Raw genomic sequence first — 23,819 nt, forward strand, 5'->3', positions numbered from 1 at the left:
GATTCGTGAACGAGATCGTGCTCACTCACATTGGTGGCCCGACAGTACTCCTCGAGATGGACGGCTGGCGGATACTCACGGATCCCACCTTCGACCTGCCCGGCCGCCGCTACTCCTTCGGATTCGGCACCTCATCGGTCAAGACCGAGGCACCCGCCCTTTCGTTGGCAGATCTGGGTCACATCGACGCCGTCCTTCTGAGCCACGACCATCACGCCGACAATCTCGATGACATCGGGCGAGCTCTGCTGCCTAAGGTTCCCACCGTCGTCACCACCGTGCCGGGGTGTCGTCGGCTGGCAGCCGCGAACGTGCGAGCCCTGCGCCCCTGGTCCAGCACCCGGCTCGAACAGCCCGGCAAACGGCCAATCGTCGTGACCGCTACACCCGGCAGACACGGCCCCTTTCTGAGCCGTCCGATTGCGGGAGCGGTGATCGGATTCGCGGTGCAGCGTGAAACCGAGATGCAGACCGCGGTGTGGTTCTCCGGCGATTCTGTCTACTACAGAGGGCTCAAGCACGTCGGCCGACGCCTGGACGTCGATGTTGCCGTTCTTCACCTGGGGGCCGTTCGTTTAGGCCTGACCGGGCCCGTTCGTTTCTCGATGAACGCGGCGCAGGCCATCGAACTCATCGCTCTCCTGAGGCCCAGGATCGCAGTGCCAGTCCACACCGACGGATGGAGCCACTTCAGCGAGGGCGCTACCAGCGCCCGAGAAGTGTTCCGCCGCGCACCGGCGGCCGTCAGATCGACGATCCGGTGGCTCATACCAGGCGTCCCCGCAACGATCGAATCGCTCGGGCGGGCACGGTCAATCTCCTAGCCGGAGCCGAATGGACGAGGAAGCCGCTCGGTGATGCTCGTCCTTTCCATAACTCGTCGCTGACGGGCGTAGATCGATGCTGACCGCCAGAGGACATCAGGGGTGGTAGACCCCGCCTTTCTGCCGACACTTCTATCCGAAGCGAATCGCCATACCAAGTAAGGAGATCCATCATGCAACTCAAGTCTGAAAGTCGACGCAAACCGCTCCGTTTCGCCATTCTGGCGCTACTCACCTTGTTCCTCGCGAGCATCACCTTCGCGGCCCCTGCGACGGCGACACCCGCCAAAGAAGGCGGGGGCAAAGGAAGCCCAAAGCCGGCGATCGTTCTCGTCCACGGGGCCTTCGCGGACGCCTCGGGATGGTCGGATGTGATCGAACGGCTACAGCGAGAGGGACACACTGTTTACGCTCCGCCCAACACCCTGAGAGGTGTCGCCAGCGACTCCGAGTACCTTCGAGCGTTCCTCTCCACCATCACGGGTCCGGTCGTTCTTGTGGGCCACTCATATGGTGGAGCCCTGATCACGAACGCTGCCACTGGGAACAGGAACGTCAAGGCATTGGTCTATATAGCCGCCTATGCGCTGGACGAAGGTGAGTCGGTTCAGCAAGCCAATGCGCTCGGTGGCGGACACACCGACGTGGTCGATCACCTGATCTTCCGCCCGTTCCCCGGAGCGAGTGAAGGAGATCAGGATGCGTACATCGATCCGGCCTACTTCCACCGACTCTTCGCACAAGACCTGTCGAAGAACGAAGCGGCCGTCATGGCTGCGAGCCAGAGACCCGGCGCACTCGCGTCCCTGGTCACGCCCTCCGGGGTCCCGGCCTGGAAGACCATCCCCAGCTGGTACATGGTCGCCTCCAACGACAACATCATCCCGCCCGAGGCCGAACGAGCAATGGCGAAAAGAGCCGGCGCAAAAACGGTCGAGATCAAAAGCTCACATGTTCCCATGATGAGCCAACCCAAGAAGGTCGTCGACCTTATTCTCAGTGCGGTGAAATCGACCCGGAAGTAGTGCACGACGGTCGGACGGGTCGTGCCGCCCCGTCCGACCGTTCCAACGCTCGCCGTTTCCTCGCCCTGCTGACCAAACCGGTCAAGGTCGACAGTGCGATGACCCGGGGACGATCTGTCCGAGTCTCCTTGAGGAGGCTGATACCCGCGGCGGGCTCGAAGCGCCGTGATACAGGTCGCGACATAGGGCCGACCTTCATGAGAATGCTGCCGACAGTCAGGCCCACTACGGAGTGAGGGCGACGGCGTTGCCTTGAGCCTGGAGGCTCAACTCGGCCGCTTTGAGCGCATGCGCCTGTGTCATCGCCGTTTCGGTTCGCTCCAGGCAATCGCGGATGAGCTGCCCGAAGAAGGGGAAGCCTGTCATTCCATTGGCATCGAATCGGTACTGGCCATCGTCGTTCACGAGCAGCACCTGCCCGCCGCCATTGTCCGTTGTGATGTCGATGTATTTGCGGAGCTCGAGATATCCATCAGTTCCGAGAATCAACGTCCGGCCGTCGCCGAACACGCCCAACCCCTCCGGGGTGAACCAGTCGACCCGCACGTATCCCGTGGACCCGTTATCGAGGATGACGTGCGCGTCGCCGAAGTCCTGCAAGCCAGGAGTCTCGGGATGCGCATAGTTCGCGATCGTCGAGACTGAGACTCGTCCGTCTGCAGCTCCCGTGTAGAACAGCATCTGCTCGAAGTTGTGACTGCCGATATCGCAGAGGATGCCGCCGTACTGCGCGGGGTCGTAGAACCAGTCGGGCCGGCCGCTGCCCACGCGATGTGGGCCGAAGCACACGACCTGCAGGACCTTCCCGATGGCGTCCCGCTCGATGAGCTGCCCGGCCAAAATGGCGGCTTCGTTGTGCAAGCGTTCGCCGTAGTAGACGGCGTACTTGCGCCCGGTGCGGGCCGTTGTCTCGCGCACCGCCTCGAGCTGGGCGAATGTGGTCACCGGTGCCTTGTCGACGAACGCATCTTTGCCGGCCTCCATCGCGCGGAGCCCGATCGGAGCCCGCTCTGACGCTATTGCCGCGCTCGCTACGAGACGCACGTCCGGGTCGTCGAGCACCTCCTGCTCGGAACCGGCCACTCGAGCAGTCGGATATCTTTTCACGAAATCTGCTGCCCGATCTGGGTCGCTATCGAACACCCATTTCACCGTCGCACCGGCGCCGATCAGGCCGTCGGTCATGCCGTAGATGTGGCCGTGGTCGAGGCCGACGGCCGCAAACACGAACTGGCCGGACTCAACAACCGGCTGGGGGAGTGGGTCGAATGTGTATGGATGCGTCATGGTTTGTTCTCCTCTAGTTGCTGCATCAGATCCCGTTTCTATGACGTGCTCAGGTGGCCGCCACCTCGGCAAGGGCACGGCGCTTCTCATAGAAGCGCGGCGCGCGCGCTTCAAGCTGGCCAGCCCGGTAGTAGGGGTCGAGTGACGACAGGGGAAGGGAGACAACTTCTTTCTCTATCCCGGCCTTGTAGATTGCGGTCACCACTTCCACCGCATTGCGGCCATCCTGCCCGTCGGGAACGGGTGGACGTTCGTGCTTGACGGCGTCGAGAAATTCACCGATTTGCCCACGATGACCTTGATAGTTCAGTGCCTTGTGCTGTGTCGCGACGGCCTCGATACTCTCGACGATCTCATGGGCACCACCCTTCTCGGGGAAACCTCCTGCGCCAGAGAGCTCGGCGATGACGCGCCACGGCTGGGAGACTCGGGCGTGCTCGCCTTGAATAACGATCTCCTGTTCCTCGCCGTGGTGGACGACGGAACTCGTGAGTTGGGCAAGGCCGCGTTCATACCGGAGCACAGCGACTGAGAGGTCCTCGACCTCGGCGTTGTCATGCTGCGCGTTCGCAAGCATCGCCGTGATCTCGCTGGGGCGGCCGAGCAGCCAGAGGAGGAGGTCGATGTGATGAATGGCGTGGTTCAGTGTGGACCCGCCACCCTCGTTCTCCCAGGTGCCTCGCCACCACAGGTCGTAGTACGGCAGTCCTCGCCACCAGGCAGAGTCGACACGCACGTGCGAAATGGAGCCGAGCAGACCCGAATCGACGACCTCCTTGAGCGTTGCGAGGTCGTCGCGGAAGCGGTTCTGCGCCACGACAGATAGCGCCTTCCCTGAACGCAGCTGTGCCGCGAGCATGGCATCGCATTCTTCCAGGGAGGGGGCCATCGGCTTCTCGACGAGCACGTTCACCCCAGCGTCGAGCGCCGCGACCGCGAGGTCCGCGTGCGTGCTCGGCGGTGTAGCAATGCTGACGACGTCGAGGTTGGCCCCCGCGATCATGGCAAGAGGGTCGTCGAAGCAGACCGCGTTCGCGAGCCCGAAGCTCTTCGCCTTCTGTGCTGCCTTGCCGGGGACGACATCTCCGAGCGCCACGATCTCGCACTCGCCCGGAAACGTGAGATACCCGCTGATATGCGCATCGGCGATTCCGCCGGTTCCGATGATTCCTATCCTGAGCATGTGCGCCTTCTTTCAAGAGGGAGGGATTGTCTCTCACCAGGCGACCCCGCACAGTCGTACGCGGTCTGGGCAAGAATACGTATTACTAATACGTATTACTACTTCGTATTAGCTAGTATGGGGATCGTGACGACTTCCGTCAAGAGAACACGTCGTGAAGGCACCTGAGTAAGGAACCGAATGAACAAGCGACCCACCAGTCGCGATGTCGCCCGGCTCGCGGGCGTGTCGCAGTCCACTGTGTCGTTTGTTTTCAACGGACGCGATGGGATCTCCGAAGCGACCCGAGATCGTGTTCAGGCTGCCGCAGCAGAGCTGAACTACCGACCGAACCTCGCGGCACGCTCGATGCGCACGCAGCGAACTGGAAGGCTGGCAGTGGTCATTCCGGTCACAGGGCTGAATCTATTCCCGGTCCTCGAGGGAGCCGTAACTGTGGCGCGAGAAGCGGGCTACGTGGTTGAGGTCGTGACTCTCTCGCACGTCGCTGCTGAACGGGAAGCAGAATTGAGTGCGCTGATCGGCTCCGGGGAGTATGAGGGTTTCCTGGCCCTGACTCCGATATCCGGGCAGTTTGGGACCGGAAGCTCGGAGCCTGTCGTCCTTTCGTTGTCCGAGTTCGACGATGAACTTCATGCAACCGGCGAGTTGATGGACGCACGGCCGATGGTCGAGATGATGGAAAAGCTCGTGGACCTCGGGCATCGGAGATTCGTTCACATCGCGGGTCCTTCTGACTATCCCTCTGCCGTCGCACGTCGCCAGACATACCTCGCCACGGTGGAGCGGCTCGAGGTGGAATCGCTCGGCGTTCTCGGGGGCAGTTGGAGCGGCATGGACGCGTATGAGTCCGTGTTGAGCCTGCCAGACACAGCCCCACCCCTTGCTGTCCTCGCCGCGAACGATGTTCTCGCTGCGGCAGCGATCCGGGCCGCATTCAGCCGGGGTTGGACCGTTCCCGGAGACATGAGCGTAACCGGCTGGGACGACGTCTCGATAGGCGCGTTCATGGTGCCCTCGCTGACGAGTGTGTTTCAGGATCGACCCCGGCTGGGCGCGTACTCGATGCGCCGACTCATCGCGAGGATCCGTGGTGAGGAGTCGCCGGCACGCGACGTGGGAATTCAGCGAGTCGTTTGGCGCGAGTCAATATCACCGCCCAGGACAGCAGCGAGCCCAATAGCGCGCGTAGCTCGTGAATCTGTTGCGGAGCCTCATCAGGGATAAAAAACCTCTACGTGACTGTGTGAGTAGTCTGCAGCCGAATGCTCCGTACTGCGTCACATCCGTCTTTCATCGATCGCTCTGGCCGTCCGACCGATGTGTGAGCGAGCGTGCGTGATCGCGGGCTCGAGTTCGTCGAACAGGTGGTTGGGGTGACGGAGTGAGCCGATGACGTCCAGTCGCTCGAGGACTCGCTGATGTTCGGGTCGGATGCCTTTGAGCAGCACCGTCACTCCGCGCCGTTCCAGTGCACCCACGAGGTCAGCAAGGGAGTGCGCACCAGTGGCGTCGATGAGTTGCAATTGTGACATCCGCAGAATCACGACCTGGATGCCGCGATGGTCGCTGATGCGGTCGAGGATCCGCTCGGCCGCACCAAAGAACATCGAGCCATCGACTCGAAACAGCGCGATCTGTTCATCGCCGGCAATGGGGGAGCCAGGCAACTCCTCCCGATGGACGCCGCTGGCCTCGCCGAGGGCACGCAGGGCGAAGAACGCTGCAACGGCGATGCCGATGCCGACGGCGATGACGAGGTCGAAGCTCACGGTGATCACCGCAGTGATCACAAAGACGGCAGCGTCGGATCGGGTGGATCGCATCACCTGCTTGATGGTTCGGAGGGAGATCATTCTGGCCGCAGTGACCATGAGAACCCCGGCGAGTGCGGCAAGCGGGATCACCCCGACAACGTTCGCTGCCAGGTAGACGACAGCGAGCAGAGACAGCGAATGCACAATTGCAGACAGTCGCGTTCGGGCGCCGGAGCGCACGTTGACCGCGGTTCGGGCGATGGCACCCGTCGCCGGCATCCCGCCGAAGAACCCTGACGCCACCGAGGCGAGTCCCTGCCCGACAAGTTCACGATCGGCGTTGAAGGGACCGGTGTCGGCCATTGACCCAGCGACTCGTGCCGACAGGAGTGACTCGATCGTTGCCAACGCGGCGATGGCAAACGCCGGCCCCAGAAGGCTCGTCACTGTTTCTGTGTCGAGCATCGGCAAGGCCGGCAGCGGTAGCGAGCGCGGCAGCTCCCCGATCGTGGCGAGCGGAACGTCGACAACGGATGTGATGAGCGTCACGACGGCAATCGCCATGAAGGATGCAGGAAGTCGGCCGCTGATTCGACCGAGGAGCAGCATGGCGGTGGCGACGGCAGCAACAGTCGCGAGGGGAAACATGGCGGTTGGCCAATGCGCGATGAGCGCAGATTGCGTCGCGGCGATCACCGCATTGGTGCTGTGCCCGGTGTTGACCACACCAACGGCGGCAGGCACCTGTTGGAGAAAGATGATCACGCCGATGCCGACCGTGAACCCCTCGATTACCGGCCACGGAATGACGCTCACCGTTCGCCCCAGTCTCAGCACGCCAGCGGCCAGAACCATGATGCCTGCGAGGATGCTGACGAACGCCACGGAGCCGATACCGTGGCTGACCACGATCGGGGCGAGCACCACGACCATCGCACCGGTGGGGCCAGATACCTGCACGTTGGAACCGCCGAACACCGCAGCGACGAGACCGGCGACGATTGCGGTGATGAGTCCGGCCTCAGCACCGACGCCGGAGCTCACGCCGAACGCTAATGCGAGAGGCAGCGCCACGATGCCCACCGTGACTCCGGCAACCAGGTCGCCGCGCCAGCTCTGGCGAAGATTCCTGTAGTCCAGGCGACTGGGAAGGAGAGATCTGAGCGAGCGCGGTGAGCCCGTCATTTCGTGGCTGAGGTGGCAGGGAGGGTCGGGGCCGCAGCCTGGTGTTTCGTCGCATCCCGTGACAACGCCGACGGCAGCCGTCTCGAGCGCATGCGTTCACCCATCTTGACGGCCTCGGTGAGAAAGAAGATCAACGCAGCGATCGCGACGGTGTAGGCCCATTCGCGAATTCCGAGGGGCGCCGAATGGAACCACGGATGCATGAATGGTGCGTACACGAAGACCAGCTGCAAGACCACCAGAATGCTGCAAGAGATGTAGATGGCCCGGTTCCCGACGAGCACAGCGGGGCGGAAGCTTGATGCCCTCAGGAACCGGCAGTTGAAGAGGAACGCCAGCTGTCCAAGGGTGAGCATCGTGACGGCGGTGGTCTGCGCTTCGGCATTGGTTGAACCGATGCTGGTCTCGAAAAAGAAGACACCGATCGTCGCAGAGGCGATCAGTACCGCCACCCATACGATGCGCCCGACATAGCTCCGATCAAGAATACCCTTGCCTGGTCGTGACGGTGGTCTCTGCATGATTCCCGGCTCGGCCGGTTCCGTGGCGAGGGCCAGAGACAGGGTGATGGCGGTTATCAGGTTGACCCACAGGATCTGGGTGGCCTGGAGAGGAAGAGTGAATCCGATGATCACCGCCAGCAGCAGAACGAGTGCCTGGGCGGATGTGGTCGGCAGGAGGAAAAGTATCGATTTTTGCAGGTTGTCGCGGATCCGGCGGCCCTCTTCGACCGCATGCCCGATTGTGGCGAAGTTGTCGTCGGTGAGCACGATGTCGGCGGCTTCTTTTGTTGTTTCGGTGCCTTTGATGCCCATGGCGACGCCGATGTCGGCGCGGCGGAGAGCGGGCGCGTCGTTGACTCCGTCGCCAGTCATCGCGACGATTTCGCCGCGCGCTTGCAGTGCGGCAACGATTCGGAGTTTGTGTTCTGGGCTGGTTCGGGCGTAGACATCGACGTCAGGCGCCTCGATCATCAGTTCCTGATCGGTCAACGCCTCGACCGCGTCGCCGGTGAGGACCCGCGAGTCGGCGTTGGCGATGCCCATTTCCCGGGCGATCGCGAGTGCCGTCCCTGGGTGGTCACCGGTGATCATCTTCACGCGGATGCCGGCAGAGTGCATCGCTGCAACAGCGGCGACCGCCTCAGCACGGGGCGGGTCGAGGATGCCGGCGACACCGAGAAACAGCATCCCCGACTCGAATTCGCTGTCACGCAGTTCTCCCGTTTCGTCGCTGGCTCCTGAACGAGCGGCGGCGAGAACACGCAGACCCTGGGAACCCAGCTCGTCGATGATCTGCGCCCATTTCGCGGTGTCGATCGGGTGGGGCGTGCCGTCAGCTCCGAGTTCAGAACTGCATCGCGCAAGGACGACCCCGGGGGCACCTTTGAGGAGAATACGGGCATCGCCTCCATGCTTCTGGTATCTGGTTGCCATGTACTTCGTCTCAGCGGCGAACGGAACAGCCGAGAGGCGCGTGAATGTGCTGCCGTCGAAAGCAGTCTTCGCAGCCAGTGTGCGGAGGGCTCCTTCGGTCGGATCTCCGACGACGTGCCACTCGCCGTCGATCGAGCGGAGGTGCGCATCGTTGCAGAGGGCGAACACCTCGATGATCGCAGCGAGGTCAGCGCGGCGCGATGCATCCCCACCCCCATGGGCATCAGTTATGGCGCCGGTGGGGGCGTAGCCCGTTCCGGAAACGAGATACCGGTCGACACCCGTTGCAACAGTGCGGACGGTCATCTCGTTGCGTGTCAGCGTGCCGGTTTTATCGGTGCAGATGGTCGTGACGGAGCCAAGCGTTTCCACCGCGGTGAGTTTGCGGACAATGGCGTTGTGGGAAGCCATCTGCCGCACCCCGAGCGCGAGGGTAATGGTGATCAGGGCAGGTAGACCCTCGGGTATCGCTGCGACCGCGAACCCGATGGCCGCTGGCATGAGCTCCGCGAAATCGCGATCGTGGACCAGCCGTCCGACCAGCAACATGAGGGCAGCGACGACGACGATCAGGAGAGAGATCCGTTTGCTGAACGAGTCCAGTTGCCGGGTCAGGGGTGTCGCCGTGTTCTCAGTCCCGGTCACGAGAGCGTGGATGTGGCCGATCTCGGTATCGAGTCCGGTTGCCGTGATGACCGCGGTGCCGTCCCCGGCGGTGACGTGCGTACCCGAGTACGCCATGTTCCGCCGATCACCGAGCCCGCTCACGGCCGGCACGGGGGGAGTGTTCTTGTCAGAAGGAAGCGACTCACCCGTCAACGCGGACTCGTCGATCCGAAGAACGTTTGTGTGGATAAGGCGCGCATCAGCGGGGATTCGGTCGCCAGGTTCGACTCGAACGATATCTCCTGCGACCAGCTCGGCGGCATCGATGTTCGTCCAGCTGCCACCGCGCCTCGTCTTCGCGCTCAGTGACAGCATGGCGCGGATCCCGATCAGCGCCTTCTGGGTGCGACCGTCCTGGACGACACCGACGACCGCATTGATGAGGGTCACTGCGAGGATGACGATCGCGTCGATCCAGTCTCCGAAGAAGAAGGTGACGACCGCTGCGATCAGGAGCACGTAGATGAGGATGTCGTTGAACTGTTTCAGGAAAGTCACGATCGGGTGAGGAGCCCGCTGACTCGGGAGGGCGTTCGGTCCGTGGGTGTTGAGTCTGTGAGCGGCCTCTGCCGTGCTCAGTCCGTCGGCGTTCGCAGCCAGGACACTCAGTACCTCGTCTGCGGTCAGGGCGTGATGCTCGTGCGGTGTGGTTCCCGGTGCGTCAGCGGTCGGCGCACCGGGAGACACGTATCGCTGTCCGATTAGATGAGCCACGGCAGGCGGCGGACGATCGGCAGGTGTTTCCACTGCCTACCGAGGCCCCAGGTGTCCCCGCTGTGGAGCACCGCAACGACGACGAGTGAGAGAGCGTAGATGATGTGGTAGTCGACGATCGGATTGGTCGACGCGCCGTTCGCGATGAACGGCCACTCTGCGAGGTACATCATCACCATCAGGAAGCTGCCCACAATGGCGCTGACTCGAAGCCCGATGCCGAGCATCACGGCTACTCCGATACCGAGCATCGCGAGCTGGAAGAGAATGTCGCTCGCTGGGCTGGCGATCGCGGTGAAGAAGCCTTTGAGAGGCCCGACCACGCCGTCGCTGAGAAGGAAACCCTGACTGGGTGTTCCGCCGTTGACCCATGCGCGCTCGGCGGGGGTCGAGAATCCCAGCCCGAATGTCTTGTCGAGGAACGCCCAGAGGAAGATGAACCCGGTAGCCAACCGGAGAATGGCGAGTGCGCCCCTGCCAGACCGGGTGGTCACCACAGCAGGCTCGACCGGGAGTGCCGGCCCTGCGGCGGATCGTGTTGCGCTGCGTTCGTTCGTTTGAATGGTCATGTGATGCCTCCAGATCGTGACGACCGGGATGGCCTCAGACTCATACTCACGTGCGACGATCGGGCCGAATAGAGCATTAGGTCCCTCGAGCGCTCCGCAGAGGACGACACCACCCTGCGCAATATTCTGGGTGGGCGCTCCAGATCACGCGTCGAGGAGGTTGACCCGATCGCCGTCCCAGCTCAAGTCGGCGTCTTCGCGGATCGGCAGCACTTCGAGTCCCGGCGTCTGCATCAGTTCCCGGATGAGTTCGGTCGAGCCCGCGACAAGGGTGGAGTCGAAGTCGATCTCGGTCGCGAGCACCCACGCGTGGTCCTCTGGCCACAGGATGCTCGGCGACTGCGCCCACCTGGCCTGGTCGACCCACGGCGCACTCTCCGGCCAGGCGGCATCCGCGAAGTCGTTCGCTCCCGCCTCGAAGAGCACATAGTGCCGACCGGTGTCTCCGTGCAGATCGAACCGCGGACCTCGCGCGGCCTCAGCGGAGAGCACCCCCGTGCCGGGTTCAGGTTCGCGGGGAAAGAGTCTGAAACGCGGCAGAAATCTGGAGCGCGTTCGAATGCTCCATCGTCGAGCACGGGCAACAATTCGATCACTCAGTGACGCGATGATCCCCCGGTCGGGTTCGTCGACCGCTTCGAACGTCAGGTAGGCGACCCCCGCTGAACTCACGAGACCTCCCCAGCCCTCCCAGATCGCGGCGACACCGGCATCCGGGGTCGTTGTGTGACGGGCGAGAACAGCGGATGCCGCCGCAAGCGACGCCGCATCGATCCGGCCCTCGGGCGGACTGCCATAGCGCCAGCCATCCGGGGCGATCACCTCGGCGTCTCCGTAGTCGCAGCGCAGCAGCCGCGCGTACTGCGCTTCGGCGTGAACCGTTGTTCCGAATGATGCCGAAGCCGTAGCCCAGCTGGCGAGCTCGGTTTCGAGGGACGACTCGATGTCTTCGTCGCCCTCGAAAAACGCGTATTCGTCGAGGCCCTGCCAGGTCTTCGTGACGTGCGGGCGGTCACGGTCCACCGGGTGGAACACGCGAGCGTAGGCCCCGAAACCCGGGGGCACGACCGACAGGATGCTGCCGAACGGCTCAGCCTCCATCGGGCGCAGCCACTCGCCGCGGGAGACATCGGGCACCCATTCGAATCGTTCCGGCATGAACCCATCCTTCACCATCGCTGGGGTCAGCAGGCCTGCCAGCGGTTGGGTCCATTCGTGCCCCGGTAGCGCTCACGGCGGATCACGTACAAATCACGAGATCAGTGACCATTGGGCTAGCTATCGGGGTCGTCACCGAACTCGCGGAGTTCCTGCGAGCAGCGGCAAGCGCCCGCGATCTTTCCTGCCCACTCCACCGCCTCGGCGCGCGTCGGCACTTTCAGGACCAAGAATCCGCCCGTCAGGTCGCTGCCTGGATAGATGTCAGGGCTCACCGACCCGTCCGCGGCGACGAGAACCGGATCGACGTTCTCGTCGATCCCGCCACCGAATACGTAGACGCCGGCCGCCTTCGCTTCTGCGATAACGGCGTGGGATTCGGCGACGACGATCGGGAACTCCTCGGTGGTCAGCACCAGGGCCTCGCTCGGAAAAGAAATGAGATACATCGTCATCTGTCGATACTGCTCCGAGACCACGCCGGATGGCAACGGGTGGGACTCAACGGGTCCGGTAGCGCGCGTAGACCAGGCCGCTGTCGAACGACCGCTCCTCGACCAGCTCGAGCTCGACGCGCACGCCGTCGGGGAAGAACCGCTTGCCACCGCCGACCACGCTCGTCGTGATGAACAGGTGGTATTCGTCGACCAGCCCCGCGGCGATCGCCTGTGCCGCGAGATTCGGACCGTCGACGGTGAGATCGTGGTCCGACTCGGCCTTGAGTTGGCGCACCGCATCGGGGTCGAAACGGCGTTCGATCCGCGTCCTGGCGCTGGACACCGACTCGAGGCTGGTGGAATACACGACCTTCGTTGCTGCCTGCCAGTCGCGCGCGTACTGAAGGATGTGCGGAGGCTGGTCGAGTTCGGTGTGCGCAGTTTCCCAGTAGACCATCGTCTCGTACATCCGTCGTCCGTACAGGTATGTGCCGACGGGGCGGAAGAGGTCGCCGATAAAGGTATGCACCTCCGGGTCGTCGGCCCCGGTGCCGAGGCCGCCCTCTGCCGCCTCCGCGTAACCGTCGAGGGAGGTGATCATCGAGTAGATGAGCTTGGCCATGTGTTTCTCCTTCGAGTACAGGGCGTCGAGTCCGGCGCGCGGGCGGAACGCGGGCCGAGCGCTGACAACGACTGGTTACGGAGCCTGCGGTTCCGAACATACTCCGGCTCAGAACGGGAAGCCGAGCGATGAGAACGAGAAAACGGTTGAGATGGCGGACGGGATGTGGTCGGCTGAGTTTCGAACAAGGGGGTAGGAGATGGGTGGACCGTCCTGGACACAAGTCGTCAAGACTGTCGAGCCGAAACAGCCGGAACTCAAACGGGTCCTCGGGCCGGGGCTGCTTCTGCTGTTCATCGTCGGCGACATCCTCGGCACGGGGATTTACGCGCTCACCGGCCAGGTCGCCGCGGAGGTCGGAGGGGCAGCCTGGTTGCCCTTCCTGCTCGCGTTCGCGGTAGCGACGGTGACCGCGTTCTCCTACCTGGAGCTCGTGACGAAGTACCCGCAGGCAGCCGGTGCCGCGCTCTACACGCACAAGGCGTTCGGTGTGCATTTCTTCACGTTCATCGTGTGCTTCGTCGTGATGTCGTCTGGCATCACATCGGCGGCGACCGCCTCGCGAGCGTTCGCGGCCAACCTCACGGTGGCCTTCGCGATGCCCGACGACACCGTCATAACGATGCTCATCGCCCTCGCGTTCATCGTGCTCATCATGGTGGTCAACCTGCGTGGCGTCAGCGAAAGTGTCTGGCTCAACGTTGTTCTGACCCTCGTCGAGTTGTCTGGTCTGCTCCTCGTCATCCTCATCGGCATGTGGGCGATCGCCGGTGGCAACGCGGACTGGTCGCGGGTCGTCGCGTTCGACACTCCTGAAGACAAGAACGTGCTGCTCGCCGTCAGCACCGCCACGTCGCTGGCGTTCTTCGCGATGGTCGGCTTCGAGGACTCCGTCAATATGGCGGAGGAGACGAAGGACCCGAGTCGGATCTTCCCGAAAATGATGCTGAGCGGCCTGGGGATCGCTGCGGTGATCTACGTGCTCGTGTCGATCACCGTTGTCGCGCTCGTGCCGATCGGTGACCTCGTCGGCAGCGAGACCCCGCTCGTGACGGCGGTCGAGGCTGCAGCACCCGGATTCCCGATCAACGACCTGCTCCCATTCATCTCCATGTTCGCAGTCGCGAACACCGCGCTGATCAACATGATGATGGCAAGCCGTCTGCTCTACGGAATGAGCCGGCAGAATGTACTTCCGCCGTTTCTCGCGAAGGTCGCTCCGAAGCGTCGTACTCCCTGGGCGGCGATCCTGTTCACGAGCGCGCTGGCGGCCGGCCTCATCATCTACGTCTCCCTCGACGCCGAGGGGTCGATCGTTGCTCTGCTGGGTGGAACAACGTCACTCCTCCTGCTCACCGTGTTCGCCGTCGTCAACGTGGCGGTGATGGTGCTGAGGCGACAGCCGGTCGACCACAAGCACTTCCGTACACCGGTCGTCCTTCCTGTCGTCGGTGCGCTCACCTGTCTGTACCTGGTCTTCCCGTTCACCTCGGGACGTCCGGCCGGGCAGTACGAGATCGGGATAGTGCTCTTGGCGATCGGCATCGTGCTCTGGATAGGCGAGCGGATCTACACGGCCAGCCGACGCCGACACGAGAGCAACTGACAGCGCCGGATGCGATCACGCGACCTCCTGGCCGATCGATCGGTCGGTCGTAAGGCACGGCGAATGCCCCTCGCTCGCCCCTATCGCTCAGGCTCGGAACGATATATCGTTGAGTATCGTTCAGTCTCAAACAGGAGGTCATCATGAACAACTCATTCCCCGCTGGCGGATTCGGCACAGGCATGCACCCAGACGGCATGTGGCAGATCATGGAGCAGCTGCGTTCGACGTTCGAGAAGCGCTCCGGCACTCGCATGGGGCGCGGTGACGTGCGCGCAGCTGTGCTCGCCCTGCTCGCCGAGAAGCCGATGCACGGCTATCAGATCATCCGCGAAATCGACGAGCGCAGCAACGGCAGCTGGAAGCCCAGCGCCGGGTCGGTGTACCCGACACTCCAGCTTCTCGCCGACGAAGGCTTCATCACCGCCGAGGAGTCGGACGGCCGCAAGACGTACACGCTGACCGAGGCCGGGCGGGAAGAAGTTGCCGGTTCCGGGGCATCCGCACCGTGGGAGACAGCGAGCGCGAGCGACAACACCGGGTTCACCGCCCTGCCCAAGGCTGGTGTCGAGCTTGCACAGGCCGCTGCCCAGGTCGGCCGCACCGGCTCCCCTGAGCAGGTCCGTCAGGCCGTGACGGTGCTCGACGAGGCGCGTCGTCGGCTCTACGCGATCCTCGCTCAGGACTGACGGAGGTGGCGTCGGTTCGTCAGGGTCGAGCAGATTCGCAATCAGAGGCCGGCAACACACGCGCCCGCTATCGGCGCATCATGCGGTTTGCCGGGTGGAATCTCGCGGTCACGTGGTGGTTCGAGCTGTTCCTCCCGCGCATCGGGCTCACGAGGATTGCCGAGCGCACCCGACGACGCCGGATGCAGCGCTTCGCGCGGCGCTTCCACGTTCTCGCGGTTGACCTCGGCGGGCTGATGATCAAGGTCGGTCAGTTCATGTCGTCGCGCCTCGACGTGTTGCCGCCCGAGATCACGTCTGAACTCGAGGGGCTGCAGGACGAAGTCCCTCCCGTTCCGTTCCCGGCCATTCGAACATTGGCCGAGGCAGAGCTGGGCGTATCACTCGCACAGGCGTTTGCGTCGATCGACGAGATACCGGTCGCGGCGGCATCCCTCGGTCAGGCGCACCGCGCCACTCTCGGCGCCCTCGACGCGGCCGACACCGGGCTGGTCGGCGCCGTGCTCAAGGTGCAACGACCCGGAATCGACGAGATCGTCGACGTCGACCTTCGAGCCCTGCGCAAGGTGGGCGGATGGCTCAGCCGCGTGCGCCTCATCTCCAACCGCGTCAATGTGCCCGCCCTCGTGGAAGAGTTCGCGGTCACGAGCCTCGAAGAGATAGACTACCTGCACGAAGCCGCGAACTCGGAGCGTTTCGCCGCCGACTTCGCCGGCGATGATCGGGTGTCTGTTCCCTCGGTCGTGTGGGAACGGACCACCCGTCGGGTCCTCACGCTCGAAGATGTGACGGCGATCAAGATCACCGACACGGATGCCCTCCGTGCGGCCGGAATCGACCCGAAAGAGGTCGCTCCGCTGTTTGCAACGGTGATGTTCGACCAGCTCTTCACCCACGGCTTCTTTCACGCCGACCCCCACCCCGGCAACATTTTCGTCACACCGGTCGTCGACGGATCGGGGGAGCGGCCGTGGAAGCTGACGTTCATCGACTTCGGCATGATGGGGGAGGCGCCGAGCAGCACCCGCAGTGGCCTGCGCAAACTGCTCATCGCGGCCGCATCGCGCGACGGCAAGGGTCTGGTGAACGCGATCCGCGACCTCGGCGTGCTTCTGCCGACGGCTGAGACGACCGAACTCGAACGCGCGATGGTGCAGCTCTTCGCCCGATTCGGCGGCATGGGTTTCGCTGAGTTGCGCGACGTGGACCCTCGGGAGTTCCGGGACTTCGCGAAGCAGTTCGGAGATGTCGTCCGCTCGTTGCCGTTCCAACTGCCCGAGAACTTCCTGCTCATCATCCGCGCCATGTCATTGACCTCTGGGGTGTGCAGCGCACTGGATCCGGAGTTCAATCTGTGGGATTCCGTCGAGCCGTACGCGGCGCAGTTGCTGCGCGACGAGGGCGGAAATGTTGTGAAGGATCTCGCCCAGCAAGCGATCGAGATCGCCGGCATCGCTGTGCGTCTGCCCCGTCGTCTCGACGAGCTCGTCACCAGGTTCGAGGACGGCACTGTTTCGGTGCAGAGCCCAGGCGTCGAACGCCGGGTCGCGCGGCTGGAACGCACCGCGCAACGACTCGTCTCCGCGCTCCTGTTCGGTGGTCTCCTCATCGCAGGTGCAGTGCTCCGTGCCGAAGATGCCGTGTTCGGCACAGTGCTCATGGTCGCGTCAGTAGTGCCTCTGCTGCACGCAGTCTTCGCCTCCCGGCGTGGGTAGCTGCAGCTCGCCGCCATCCTTGCTGCGTTTGCGTCGACCAGTTGATGTCGGCAATCTTCCGGACCGTAGTGCGGATGGTCACAGCGCCGAGGTCGGTCGAACCGGCATCCGTTGTCGAGCCGGCCTGGCCGCAGAAGCCATCGCGACCCCGGCGATGGCGACGGATGCTGCGACGACCGTTTCGGTCCACGGGGCTGTGTCGTGCGAACCACCCGAGAGCATCGGCGCGATCACGAAGGTCGCCATGAGGTACCCCACGAACGTGCTGCCGAGAAGGAAAATGCACGCGACCATGAGGGCTCGTGACCCGCGCCACAGAACCGCCATGACGGTCAGGCCGATGACGGAGACCCAGCCGAGCGCCCCCCAGTGTTGAAGCGGAGAAGGGCTGCCGCTGACCCCGGAGATGAGGGCATGCGCCCCGTCGATGCTGAGGGAGCCGGCGACGAGCAGCGCGATCAGGAATTCTCCGACGAAGACAGCGACAGCGACACCGCGATACCTGAACGCACGGCGCCCGGTCCACGCGCTGAGCGGCAGAATCAGGATTCCGAGCGCGGTGAGCAGAACCCCCGCGCCATAGAGTTCCGCGGCAGTGCCAATGGGTACCCACGGATCCATGGGGATGGTGTAGTCGTAGAGATGGTCTTCTGCCGAGATCTCATTGGCCGTGAGAGAGTTCCGGAACACGACCCATCGCTGCAGCGATGCCACAAATTGCAGCATCGCTGAAACGAGGAGAACGGCGGCTGCGCTGAGTGAGGCGGCAACTGAGACCCTGCCCGAGCGGACCAGCCGCGTGCGCCGGTAAGGAACCTCTCTGGTCGCCATACGCTCACGATAGCGGTTGGAGCAAAACGGTGGAGGATGCCGGTGTGAAGGCCGGGTAAACGGGATGCCGTCGCCCTGGTCTGCCTAACGGTCCGGCGATTGCGCCTCGGCCAGCGCGTACTCAAGGAGCGTTCGCAGTGCGGTGCGATTCACCCCGGTCAGTCGCGTGAGGTACAAGCACACTTTGCTCGCCCGGTAGCTGCCGAGCTCGGCCATCAGGTCGGGCCACCGCTCCGAGAAGTCCTCGGGGAGGTAAATCGTGTGGTTCCTGGGGCCGGGGGCGAATGCGAGCAGGGGAGTGCGGCCCCCGCGCCCGCTCTCGTACCGGTATTCGACTTCGCCGAAACCGATGATGCGTCCTGCCCAGACGACCGGCTTCTCACCGCTGATCTCGCTGAAGAGCGCGAACAATTCATCGGCCTCGGCGCGCCGAGGACCCGAGGCACGGTCGAGCACCTGCCCGATCGGTACATCGGACGGTGACATCGCAGGTTGTTCCGCCGGCATCCGGTCTCCTCACCGTCGTGGTGGATCAAGAGTACTGCGGTGACGCACCCGTCGTCAGGTGGAGTGTCGGTTTTGACTGGGACCGTTGAACGAGGTCCAACACACGATTTCGGGGTACCGCATGCTGGCGATCCGCAGTAACTTGGTGCGATCGCGAGCACCGGGAGGCGCCATGGCGGATCTGACCACCGACGAGGTGTGGCGAGTGCTCGAGAAGCAGAACTTCATGGTGATCGGCATGGTTTCGGCACGCGGCCAGGCGCGGACTGCGGGCGTGATGCCGTACACAGCGGATCGCACACTCTGGTTCACGACGAACGACGATGAGTGGAAGGCACGTCACATCATCTCGAATCCCGAGGTCTCGGCGACGGTAGCGATCCCCAAGCGTGTGCCGCTCCTGCCGTGGATCAAAGTACCCGCAGCGATGATAACGTTCTCGGGGGTCGCCGAGGTCGTTCCCGCGACGCGGATGCCGGCGGCCGCGCGGAAGGCCCTCACCAGGGGGCTCGAGCTCACTGAAGACGGGTCGCGTGGCACCCTGCTGGGCGTCGGTGTGCGGCCGGTCGGTGATTTCATCACCTACGGGGTAGGCGTCTCGGTAATCAAGATGCGCGACACAGAGGCAGCCCGCGGCCGGGCACCGAGCGGTGGCTAGAAACCTGGCGGCATGCTTCGAGGGTTGAGGGCAGGACACCCGCTTGCCCAGCCTTTCTGTCTTGACGTGCATCCGGCGGGAAGTCAGACTCGTGCCGTGACCACCCACATCGACAATGAAGAGATCATCCGCCAGGTCGTTCAGGCGCTCGAGGCGAAACACCCCGACGTCGACCGCGACGAACTCGAGGCGGTGGTGCGAGACGAGTTCCAGACCCTCGCGGAGCGGCCCGTGCGTGACTACCTGCTGATCCTCACCGAACGAGGCGCCAAGAAGCGTCTCAAAAAGTTGAGCGCGCCAGCCAGCTAGAGCGATGCACTGATCGCCGTCAACCCTGCCGGGGGTAGGCCTGGGGCATGTCGGCCGCCTCACAATCGATCGACTGCCCTGAGAGGGGACGGTAATGAGAGTGGATCATGAGAGACACGGAGGGGAAACGAGCGCGACATAGATTCGACTGCAATCAGCCTCACGCTGATCTCGAAGCGCAGCCGAACCCGAAGGGGATCCCATGTCCTACGTCAAGCCGAACGATCTCGTGACAACGATGATCGACGCGGGTGAGTCGAAGATCTTCATGTCGACCCGCGACACTCTGGTGCGAGCGACGATGGGTGGTGCGTTGCTCAGCATGGCAGCAGCGTTCGCCGTTACCGTTACCGTCACCACTGGCATGCCGCTGCTTGGCGCTGTGCTCTTCCCGGTGGGATTCATCCTGCTGTACCTGCTCGGCTACGACCTCCTGACCGGCGTCTTCGTGCTGGGGCCGATGGCCTGGCTTGCCAAGCGCCCCGGCGTGACGATCGGCGGGGTGCTGCGCAACTGGGGACTCGTCTTCCTCGGCAACTTCCTCGGTGCCTTCACCGTTGCCATCCTGATGGCCGTCGTCGTCACCTACGGTTTCTCGGTGCCACCGAACGAGGTCGGCGAAGCCATCGGCCACATCGGTGAAGGACGCACCGTTGGATATGCCGAGCATGGAGCGGCCGGCATGCTCACCCTGTTCATCCGCGGAGTGCTCTGCAACTGGATGGTTTCGACCGGTGTGGCCATGGCGATGATCGCGAAGGATGTTCCGGGTAAGGCGCTCGCCATGTGGATGCCGATCATGCTCTTCTTCTTCATGGGCTTCGAGCACTCGATCGTCAACATGTTCCTCTTTCCGTCCGGGCTGTTGCTCGGCGGCGACTTCACCATCATGGACTACCTGGTCTGGAACGAAATCCCGACAGTGGTCGGTAACCTCGTCGGCGGTCTCATCTTCACCGCCATCCCGCTCTACCTGACCTACGGCCGGCCGAGCGTGCCGCGCACACCCGGTGGTCGCGCGAAGCGATCGCGTGGCAAGGGCGCGTCCAACGCCGACCGAAACACTCAGGCCCCTGCAGCCGGAACGGCGCGGGTTCCCGCAGCATCCGACGCGGAGCTTCAGGGGGCGGCAACACCGTAACCTGCAGACGGGACCAACGAACGGGTGAGGATGGCGGATGCCGCCCTCACCCGTTTCGTTGTGCCGGGAGCGTGATGGTCAGGCCGCCCGGACCCGATGTCACAACCAACTGATCGACCCCGCTGACTCTCGCGGCGAGGGAATCTGCTCCGGGGAAGGCGTCACCGACACCGATACAGCGCATCGCTGCGGCGCGTGCCGCCTCGGCACCTGCGACGGCATCCTCGATGACGACGGCGTCCTCCGGTGCGACCCCGAGCATTCGTGCTGCGGCCAGATAGCCGTCAGGATGTGGCTTGCCATCGGTGACGTCACCGGCGGTGACGAACACCCTCGGGATCGGGAGCCCAACAGCCCGGAGTCGACCTTCGGCGACAGTTCGGGTTCCTGACGTGACGATCGCCCAGGAATCGCTCGGCAGTCCGTTCAGCAGCTCAGCGGTCCGCGGCAACGTGGTGAGGCCCGAGAAATCCATCCGCTCGCGGGCGACAATCTCCTGGGTCGCCAATTCGGCATCCAGATGCGGTGCCAGGACACGGATGATGTCGATGTCGCGTCGTCCGGGTGAGAGCGCAACTGCTTCGTCACCGTCGAGGCCGTGTTCGGTAGCCCACTCGCGGAGGATGCGCTCGATCGAGTCGAGGGAGTTGACCAACACCCCGTCGAGGTCGAAGAGGATGGCGCGGCAAACGATCGAAGTTTCAGGCATGCGTGCCTCCGTGTGCGAGTCGGGCTGGAGCGAAGAGGTCAGGTGGCTCATCGTAGGTCCTTCTGGCGGACGCTCACGAGGGGGAACAACACGCGGTCACGTGCGACACGACGTCGGCGGTTGATCGCCGGTACTCATGCGTCCGGGGAGCGGATGCCGCCACCCCGGACGAGAGCGGGGACGAGTCGCACGAAGACCACCATGCCGACCAGCTCCACCAGGGTCTGTGTGACAACCGCGAGGGGAGCGAGAGCGAAGGCATCCGGGAGTGCCAGCGCGAGGGGCAGAACAACCAGAGAGTTGCGGGTCGCCCCACTGAACACCACGGCGCGGGTTTCAGGAACCGCCAGCCCTGCTGAACGCCCCGCGAACAGTCCGACGACCAGCATCACGAGAAGAAACACGACGTAGAGCGGAACGAGGCGCAGGAGGGTGAGGGCCTCGCTGCCCACGGCGGCGACCTGCGACCCGATGACCACGGCGAGGGTGAGCATCATCAGCGGCACCATTGCGCCAGCCATCCCGGTTTCGATGTTGCGCCCGAGCTGCCGGCGGCGCGCGAGTGCCTGAACGATCGCCGCAACGCCGAGCGGGATCACGATGAGGATCACGAACGCCATGACGAACGGGCCGAGCTCGATGTACTGCACCGTGTCGATGCCGGCGAACAGCGCAAGGTAGAGCGGGAGCAGCACGATCTGCAGGCCCATCAGCAACGGTGTCGCTGCGAGCAGGCGGGCACGAGAGCCGCCCGCCAGCCCGGTGAAGACGATCACGTAGTCCACGCACGGGGTCAGGAGGACGAGCAGCACGCCGACCAGAAGCCCGCGGTCGTCCGTGACGAATCGCGACAGTCCGAACACGACGACCGGTACGACGACGAAGTTGACGACGAGCACAGTGCCGAGGAACCGACCGTCGCGGAATGACCGCTGCAGCTCGATCATCGGCACGCCGAGAAACGTGGCGAACAGGAGCAGAGCGAGCAAGGGAGTGGTGGCCCCTTCAAGGATCGGCGCGATCGCTGGCAGTGTCGATCCGACGAGCCCGCCCGTGAGGATCGCGGCGATGTACAGCGCGATCTGATGTGTGTCCCACCATCTGGTCACCCGCCGCATCCGTCCAGCATAGGGATTCGCCGGGTAGCTTCTCATCGCTAGGCGCCGTCGTCTGGCGGGCGAAAGCGCGTGCCTGCGACCAGCGCGCTCGTGAGGAGGAGGATCACACCGGAAAGCCCCAGCGCGTAGAAGCTGATCATGCCGTACCCGCCGGCGGCATCCGGGTCGAGAAAGAAGTACGGATACCAGTTCGCTGACGTTCCGCGCACCAGCGTGTACGCGGCCCAGGCGACGGGGAAGCCGAGCGCCAGCCACGTCGTCTTCCACGGCAGGCGTCGACGTGTGAGCAGAATGAAGTCACCGATCGCATAGAACGGGAGAACGAAATGCAGCAGTTTCGACGAGAGCGGCGCCTGAAAAAGGAACGGCGACAACGACTCATCAAGCACCAGTAGCGCGAAGACGCCTCCTGAGACCACCACGTAGGTCGTGGCGAGCAGCCGCAGTATCGTCAGCCACCGAGGCTCACGTGCACCGCTCACGCCGACGAACACCGAGAGTGCCAACGCGATCACCATGATGACGTGGCTCTGGATGGTGAAGTAACTCAGAACGTTGATCGCAACGCACGTGCCATAGATGTAGAAACAGCTTGTGCGAGCGAGCAGCGCCCACACCGTGACGGCGAGAACCGCCACCCGGACGGCGGCAACGACGAACCGCATGTCGCACCTCCGCTGAGCACAAGTCGTGTAGTGGGAGACAGCTTAATGCGGTGTCGATGATGCCGACGGCGGCAGGTCGGCTCGTCGGGGTACGAAGGCCGCAGTACGACGCGGAGCACTGAGGTGTTGCGGGTGCGAGCACGCTCAACTCAGGTACGCATCGACGAACAGCGGACCACGGATGTCGCGGAACGCGTCGATCAATCGGTCGAGACCGTGCGGGCCCATCGACGACAGCTGCAGGTCGTGCTGCCCGAGTTTCTCGAGCTTTCCGGTACGAATGCGCACGACCTCCCAGCCGGCTGCCCGGAGTGCCCGGTCCTTGCGGCGATCGGTCGCTTCGCGCTTGCCGACGTGCTCGAGACCGTGCCGTCCGATGCTGTCGTACTCGACGGCGATCCGCAGTTCAGGAAGGAGCAGATCAGGCCAGACCTCGACGTGATCGAAGAACGGGCGCGGGACCCGCACCGCGTTCAACCCCGGCGTGACAGCGACGCGGGCAAACAGGTCGGCGCGCAACTGCGCTTCGACAGCGGATGCCGGTCGCGGCGCACACTCACTGAGAAATGGTTCGCCCGCCGGCAGCGGGGGCGTCTTCGGGCAGAGGGCGCGACGAGGCTTCGACGGGCGCGGTGCGGGTTCCGGCTCTGCCGGGCGAATCCGTTGCGGCTTCGCGAGCCCGGCGCAATCAGGGCACCAGGCTGACCGTCGCCGTTCGCGACCGGGACGCGACCGTTGCTCGATCGGGGTGGCAGCGAAAGTGTGGCCGGTGTCGCAGGTCCAGAGCAGCAGCACATCGGCGGCCGGCGGAATCTGCGTCAGCATGATTCCGGAGTTCCGGTCGGGGTAGTATTGCCTGATCAGCGCCGGGTACGGTGCCCACGACTCACGGTAGGTACCGATCGCGTACGGCACCTCGGCACCTCGGGAGAACTGGCGGCGCGCCCACCAGTCCTCGATCCTCTCCGGCATGCCGGAACGATAACACCGGCCGCAGACATCCCCAGA

23 protein-coding genes are annotated in these 23,819 nt (G+C 64.0%); 9 read left to right on the top strand and 14 right to left on the bottom strand.

The annotated features are described in order from the left end of the window. Nucleotides 1-5: 5 nt before the first annotated feature. The gene (locus IWX78_RS03835; RefSeq protein ID WP_196832149.1) at nt 6-824 is read left to right on the top strand and encodes an MBL fold metallo-hydrolase; all 819 of its coding nucleotides are present in this window, start codon (nt 6-8) and stop codon (nt 822-824) included. Nucleotides 825-997: 173 nt separating this feature from the next. Further along, nucleotides 998-1,849 carry an alpha/beta fold hydrolase gene (locus IWX78_RS03840; RefSeq protein WP_196832150.1) on the top strand — a complete coding sequence of 284 codons (852 nt, stop codon included), beginning with the start codon at nt 998-1,000 and terminating at the stop codon, nt 1,847-1,849. A 225-nt stretch (nt 1,850-2,074) separates the two neighbouring features. On the opposite strand, the gene IWX78_RS03845 is transcribed toward IWX78_RS03840, so the two are convergent. After that, nucleotides 2,075-3,136, bottom strand: coding sequence for a Gfo/Idh/MocA family protein (locus tag IWX78_RS03845; RefSeq protein WP_196832151.1), 1,062 nt, complete (start codon nt 3,134-3,136; stop codon nt 2,075-2,077). A 49-nt stretch (nt 3,137-3,185) separates the two neighbouring features. Then, the gene (locus IWX78_RS03850; protein WP_196832152.1) at nt 3,186-4,319 is read right to left on the bottom strand and encodes a Gfo/Idh/MocA family protein; all 1,134 of its coding nucleotides are present in this window, start codon (nt 4,317-4,319) and stop codon (nt 3,186-3,188) included. 180 nt (nt 4,320-4,499) lie between these two features. Here IWX78_RS03850 and IWX78_RS03855 point away from each other — a divergent pair, with 180 nt between their 5' ends. Further along, nucleotides 4,500-5,546 carry a LacI family DNA-binding transcriptional regulator gene (locus IWX78_RS03855; protein WP_196832153.1) on the top strand — a complete coding sequence of 349 codons (1,047 nt, stop codon included), beginning with the start codon at nt 4,500-4,502 and terminating at the stop codon, nt 5,544-5,546. Nucleotides 5,547-5,599: 53 nt separating this feature from the next. On the opposite strand, the gene IWX78_RS03860 is transcribed toward IWX78_RS03855, so the two are convergent. The 6 genes from IWX78_RS03860 to IWX78_RS03885 all read right to left on the bottom strand — a co-directional run bounded on the left by IWX78_RS03860 (nt 5,600) and on the right by IWX78_RS03885 (nt 12,863). Continuing rightward, nucleotides 5,600-7,261, bottom strand: a complete 1,662-nt coding sequence (locus IWX78_RS03860; RefSeq protein WP_196832154.1) for a SulP family inorganic anion transporter — start codon at nt 7,259-7,261, stop codon at nt 5,600-5,602. Then, entirely contained in the window at nt 7,258-10,050 is a 2,793-nt protein-coding gene (locus tag IWX78_RS03865) for a cation-translocating P-type ATPase (RefSeq protein WP_196832155.1), read from the bottom strand. Before IWX78_RS03865 ends, IWX78_RS03860 begins: the two co-directional genes overlap by 4 nt. Before the next feature lie 14 nt (nt 10,051-10,064). After that, nucleotides 10,065-10,646: a DoxX family protein gene (locus IWX78_RS03870; protein ID WP_196832156.1), complete on the bottom strand. Its 582-nt coding sequence runs from the start codon at nt 10,644-10,646 to the stop codon at nt 10,065-10,067. A gap of 144 nt (nt 10,647-10,790) precedes the next feature. After that, complete coding sequence (locus tag IWX78_RS03875) at nt 10,791-11,804, bottom strand: hypothetical protein (protein WP_196832157.1); 1,014 nt, start codon at nt 11,802-11,804, stop codon at nt 10,791-10,793. A 116-nt stretch (nt 11,805-11,920) separates the two neighbouring features. After that, nucleotides 11,921-12,259, bottom strand: a complete 339-nt coding sequence (locus IWX78_RS03880) for a YciI family protein (protein ID WP_196832158.1) — start codon at nt 12,257-12,259, stop codon at nt 11,921-11,923. Between the two features lie 46 nt (nt 12,260-12,305). Next, nucleotides 12,306-12,863 carry a dihydrofolate reductase family protein gene (locus IWX78_RS03885; protein WP_196832159.1) on the bottom strand — a complete coding sequence of 186 codons (558 nt, stop codon included), beginning with the start codon at nt 12,861-12,863 and terminating at the stop codon, nt 12,306-12,308. Nucleotides 12,864-13,062: 199 nt separating this feature from the next. Between IWX78_RS03885 and IWX78_RS03890 the strand changes: the two genes are divergently transcribed. From IWX78_RS03890 to IWX78_RS03900, 3 genes are all read left to right on the top strand, one after another. Continuing rightward, nucleotides 13,063-14,469 (top strand): APC family permease, encoded by a 1,407-nt coding sequence (locus IWX78_RS03890; RefSeq protein WP_196832160.1) that lies wholly within the window; start codon nt 13,063-13,065, stop codon nt 14,467-14,469. A 143-nt stretch (nt 14,470-14,612) separates the two neighbouring features. Then, on the top strand, nt 14,613-15,158 hold the full coding sequence (locus IWX78_RS03895) for a PadR family transcriptional regulator (RefSeq protein WP_196832161.1): 546 nt from the start codon (nt 14,613-14,615) through the stop codon (nt 15,156-15,158). Between the two features lie 5 nt (nt 15,159-15,163). Then, nucleotides 15,164-16,873, top strand: coding sequence for an ABC1 kinase family protein (locus IWX78_RS03900; RefSeq protein ID WP_442929203.1), 1,710 nt, complete (start codon nt 15,164-15,166; stop codon nt 16,871-16,873). 78 nt (nt 16,874-16,951) lie between these two features. On the opposite strand, the gene IWX78_RS03905 is transcribed toward IWX78_RS03900, so the two are convergent. Together IWX78_RS03905 and IWX78_RS03910 are read right to left on the bottom strand one after the other, a co-directional pair. Continuing rightward, nucleotides 16,952-17,704 (bottom strand): hypothetical protein, encoded by a 753-nt coding sequence (locus IWX78_RS03905; protein WP_196832163.1) that lies wholly within the window; start codon nt 17,702-17,704, stop codon nt 16,952-16,954. 84 nt (nt 17,705-17,788) lie between these two features. Continuing rightward, a complete protein-coding gene (locus IWX78_RS03910) occupies nt 17,789-18,190 on the bottom strand; it encodes a DUF1801 domain-containing protein (protein ID WP_334684548.1) in 402 nt (133 codons plus the stop codon). A gap of 193 nt (nt 18,191-18,383) precedes the next feature. Between IWX78_RS03910 and IWX78_RS03915 the strand changes: the two genes are divergently transcribed. From IWX78_RS03915 to IWX78_RS03925, 3 genes are all read left to right on the top strand, one after another. Next, a complete protein-coding gene (locus tag IWX78_RS03915) occupies nt 18,384-18,869 on the top strand; it encodes a pyridoxamine 5'-phosphate oxidase family protein (RefSeq protein WP_196832165.1) in 486 nt (161 codons plus the stop codon). A gap of 96 nt (nt 18,870-18,965) precedes the next feature. After that, nucleotides 18,966-19,178: a three-helix bundle dimerization domain-containing protein gene (locus tag IWX78_RS03920; RefSeq protein ID WP_196832166.1), complete on the top strand. Its 213-nt coding sequence runs from the start codon at nt 18,966-18,968 to the stop codon at nt 19,176-19,178. A 202-nt stretch (nt 19,179-19,380) separates the two neighbouring features. Further along, a complete protein-coding gene (locus IWX78_RS03925; RefSeq protein WP_196832167.1) occupies nt 19,381-20,319 on the top strand; it encodes a formate/nitrite transporter family protein in 939 nt (312 codons plus the stop codon). 46 nt (nt 20,320-20,365) lie between these two features. On the opposite strand, the gene IWX78_RS03930 is transcribed toward IWX78_RS03925, so the two are convergent. The 4 genes from IWX78_RS03930 to IWX78_RS03945 all read right to left on the bottom strand — a co-directional run bounded on the left by IWX78_RS03930 (nt 20,366) and on the right by IWX78_RS03945 (nt 23,783). Continuing rightward, nucleotides 20,366-21,028 (bottom strand): HAD-IA family hydrolase, encoded by a 663-nt coding sequence (locus IWX78_RS03930; protein ID WP_196832168.1) that lies wholly within the window; start codon nt 21,026-21,028, stop codon nt 20,366-20,368. Between the two features lie 134 nt (nt 21,029-21,162). Then, the gene (locus IWX78_RS03935; RefSeq protein ID WP_196832169.1) at nt 21,163-22,146 is read right to left on the bottom strand and encodes an arsenic resistance protein; all 984 of its coding nucleotides are present in this window, start codon (nt 22,144-22,146) and stop codon (nt 21,163-21,165) included. 38 nt (nt 22,147-22,184) lie between these two features. Continuing rightward, nucleotides 22,185-22,811 (bottom strand): Pr6Pr family membrane protein, encoded by a 627-nt coding sequence (locus tag IWX78_RS03940; RefSeq protein ID WP_196832170.1) that lies wholly within the window; start codon nt 22,809-22,811, stop codon nt 22,185-22,187. Between the two features lie 144 nt (nt 22,812-22,955). Beyond that, entirely contained in the window at nt 22,956-23,783 is an 828-nt protein-coding gene (locus tag IWX78_RS03945) for a zinc-ribbon domain-containing protein (RefSeq protein ID WP_196832171.1), read from the bottom strand. Nucleotides 23,784-23,819: the final 36 nt, after the last annotated feature.

This window comes from Mycetocola sp. CAN_C7, assembly GCF_015752285.1.
In the GTDB taxonomy this organism is placed as follows: domain Bacteria; phylum Actinomycetota; class Actinomycetes; order Actinomycetales; family Microbacteriaceae; genus Mycetocola_A.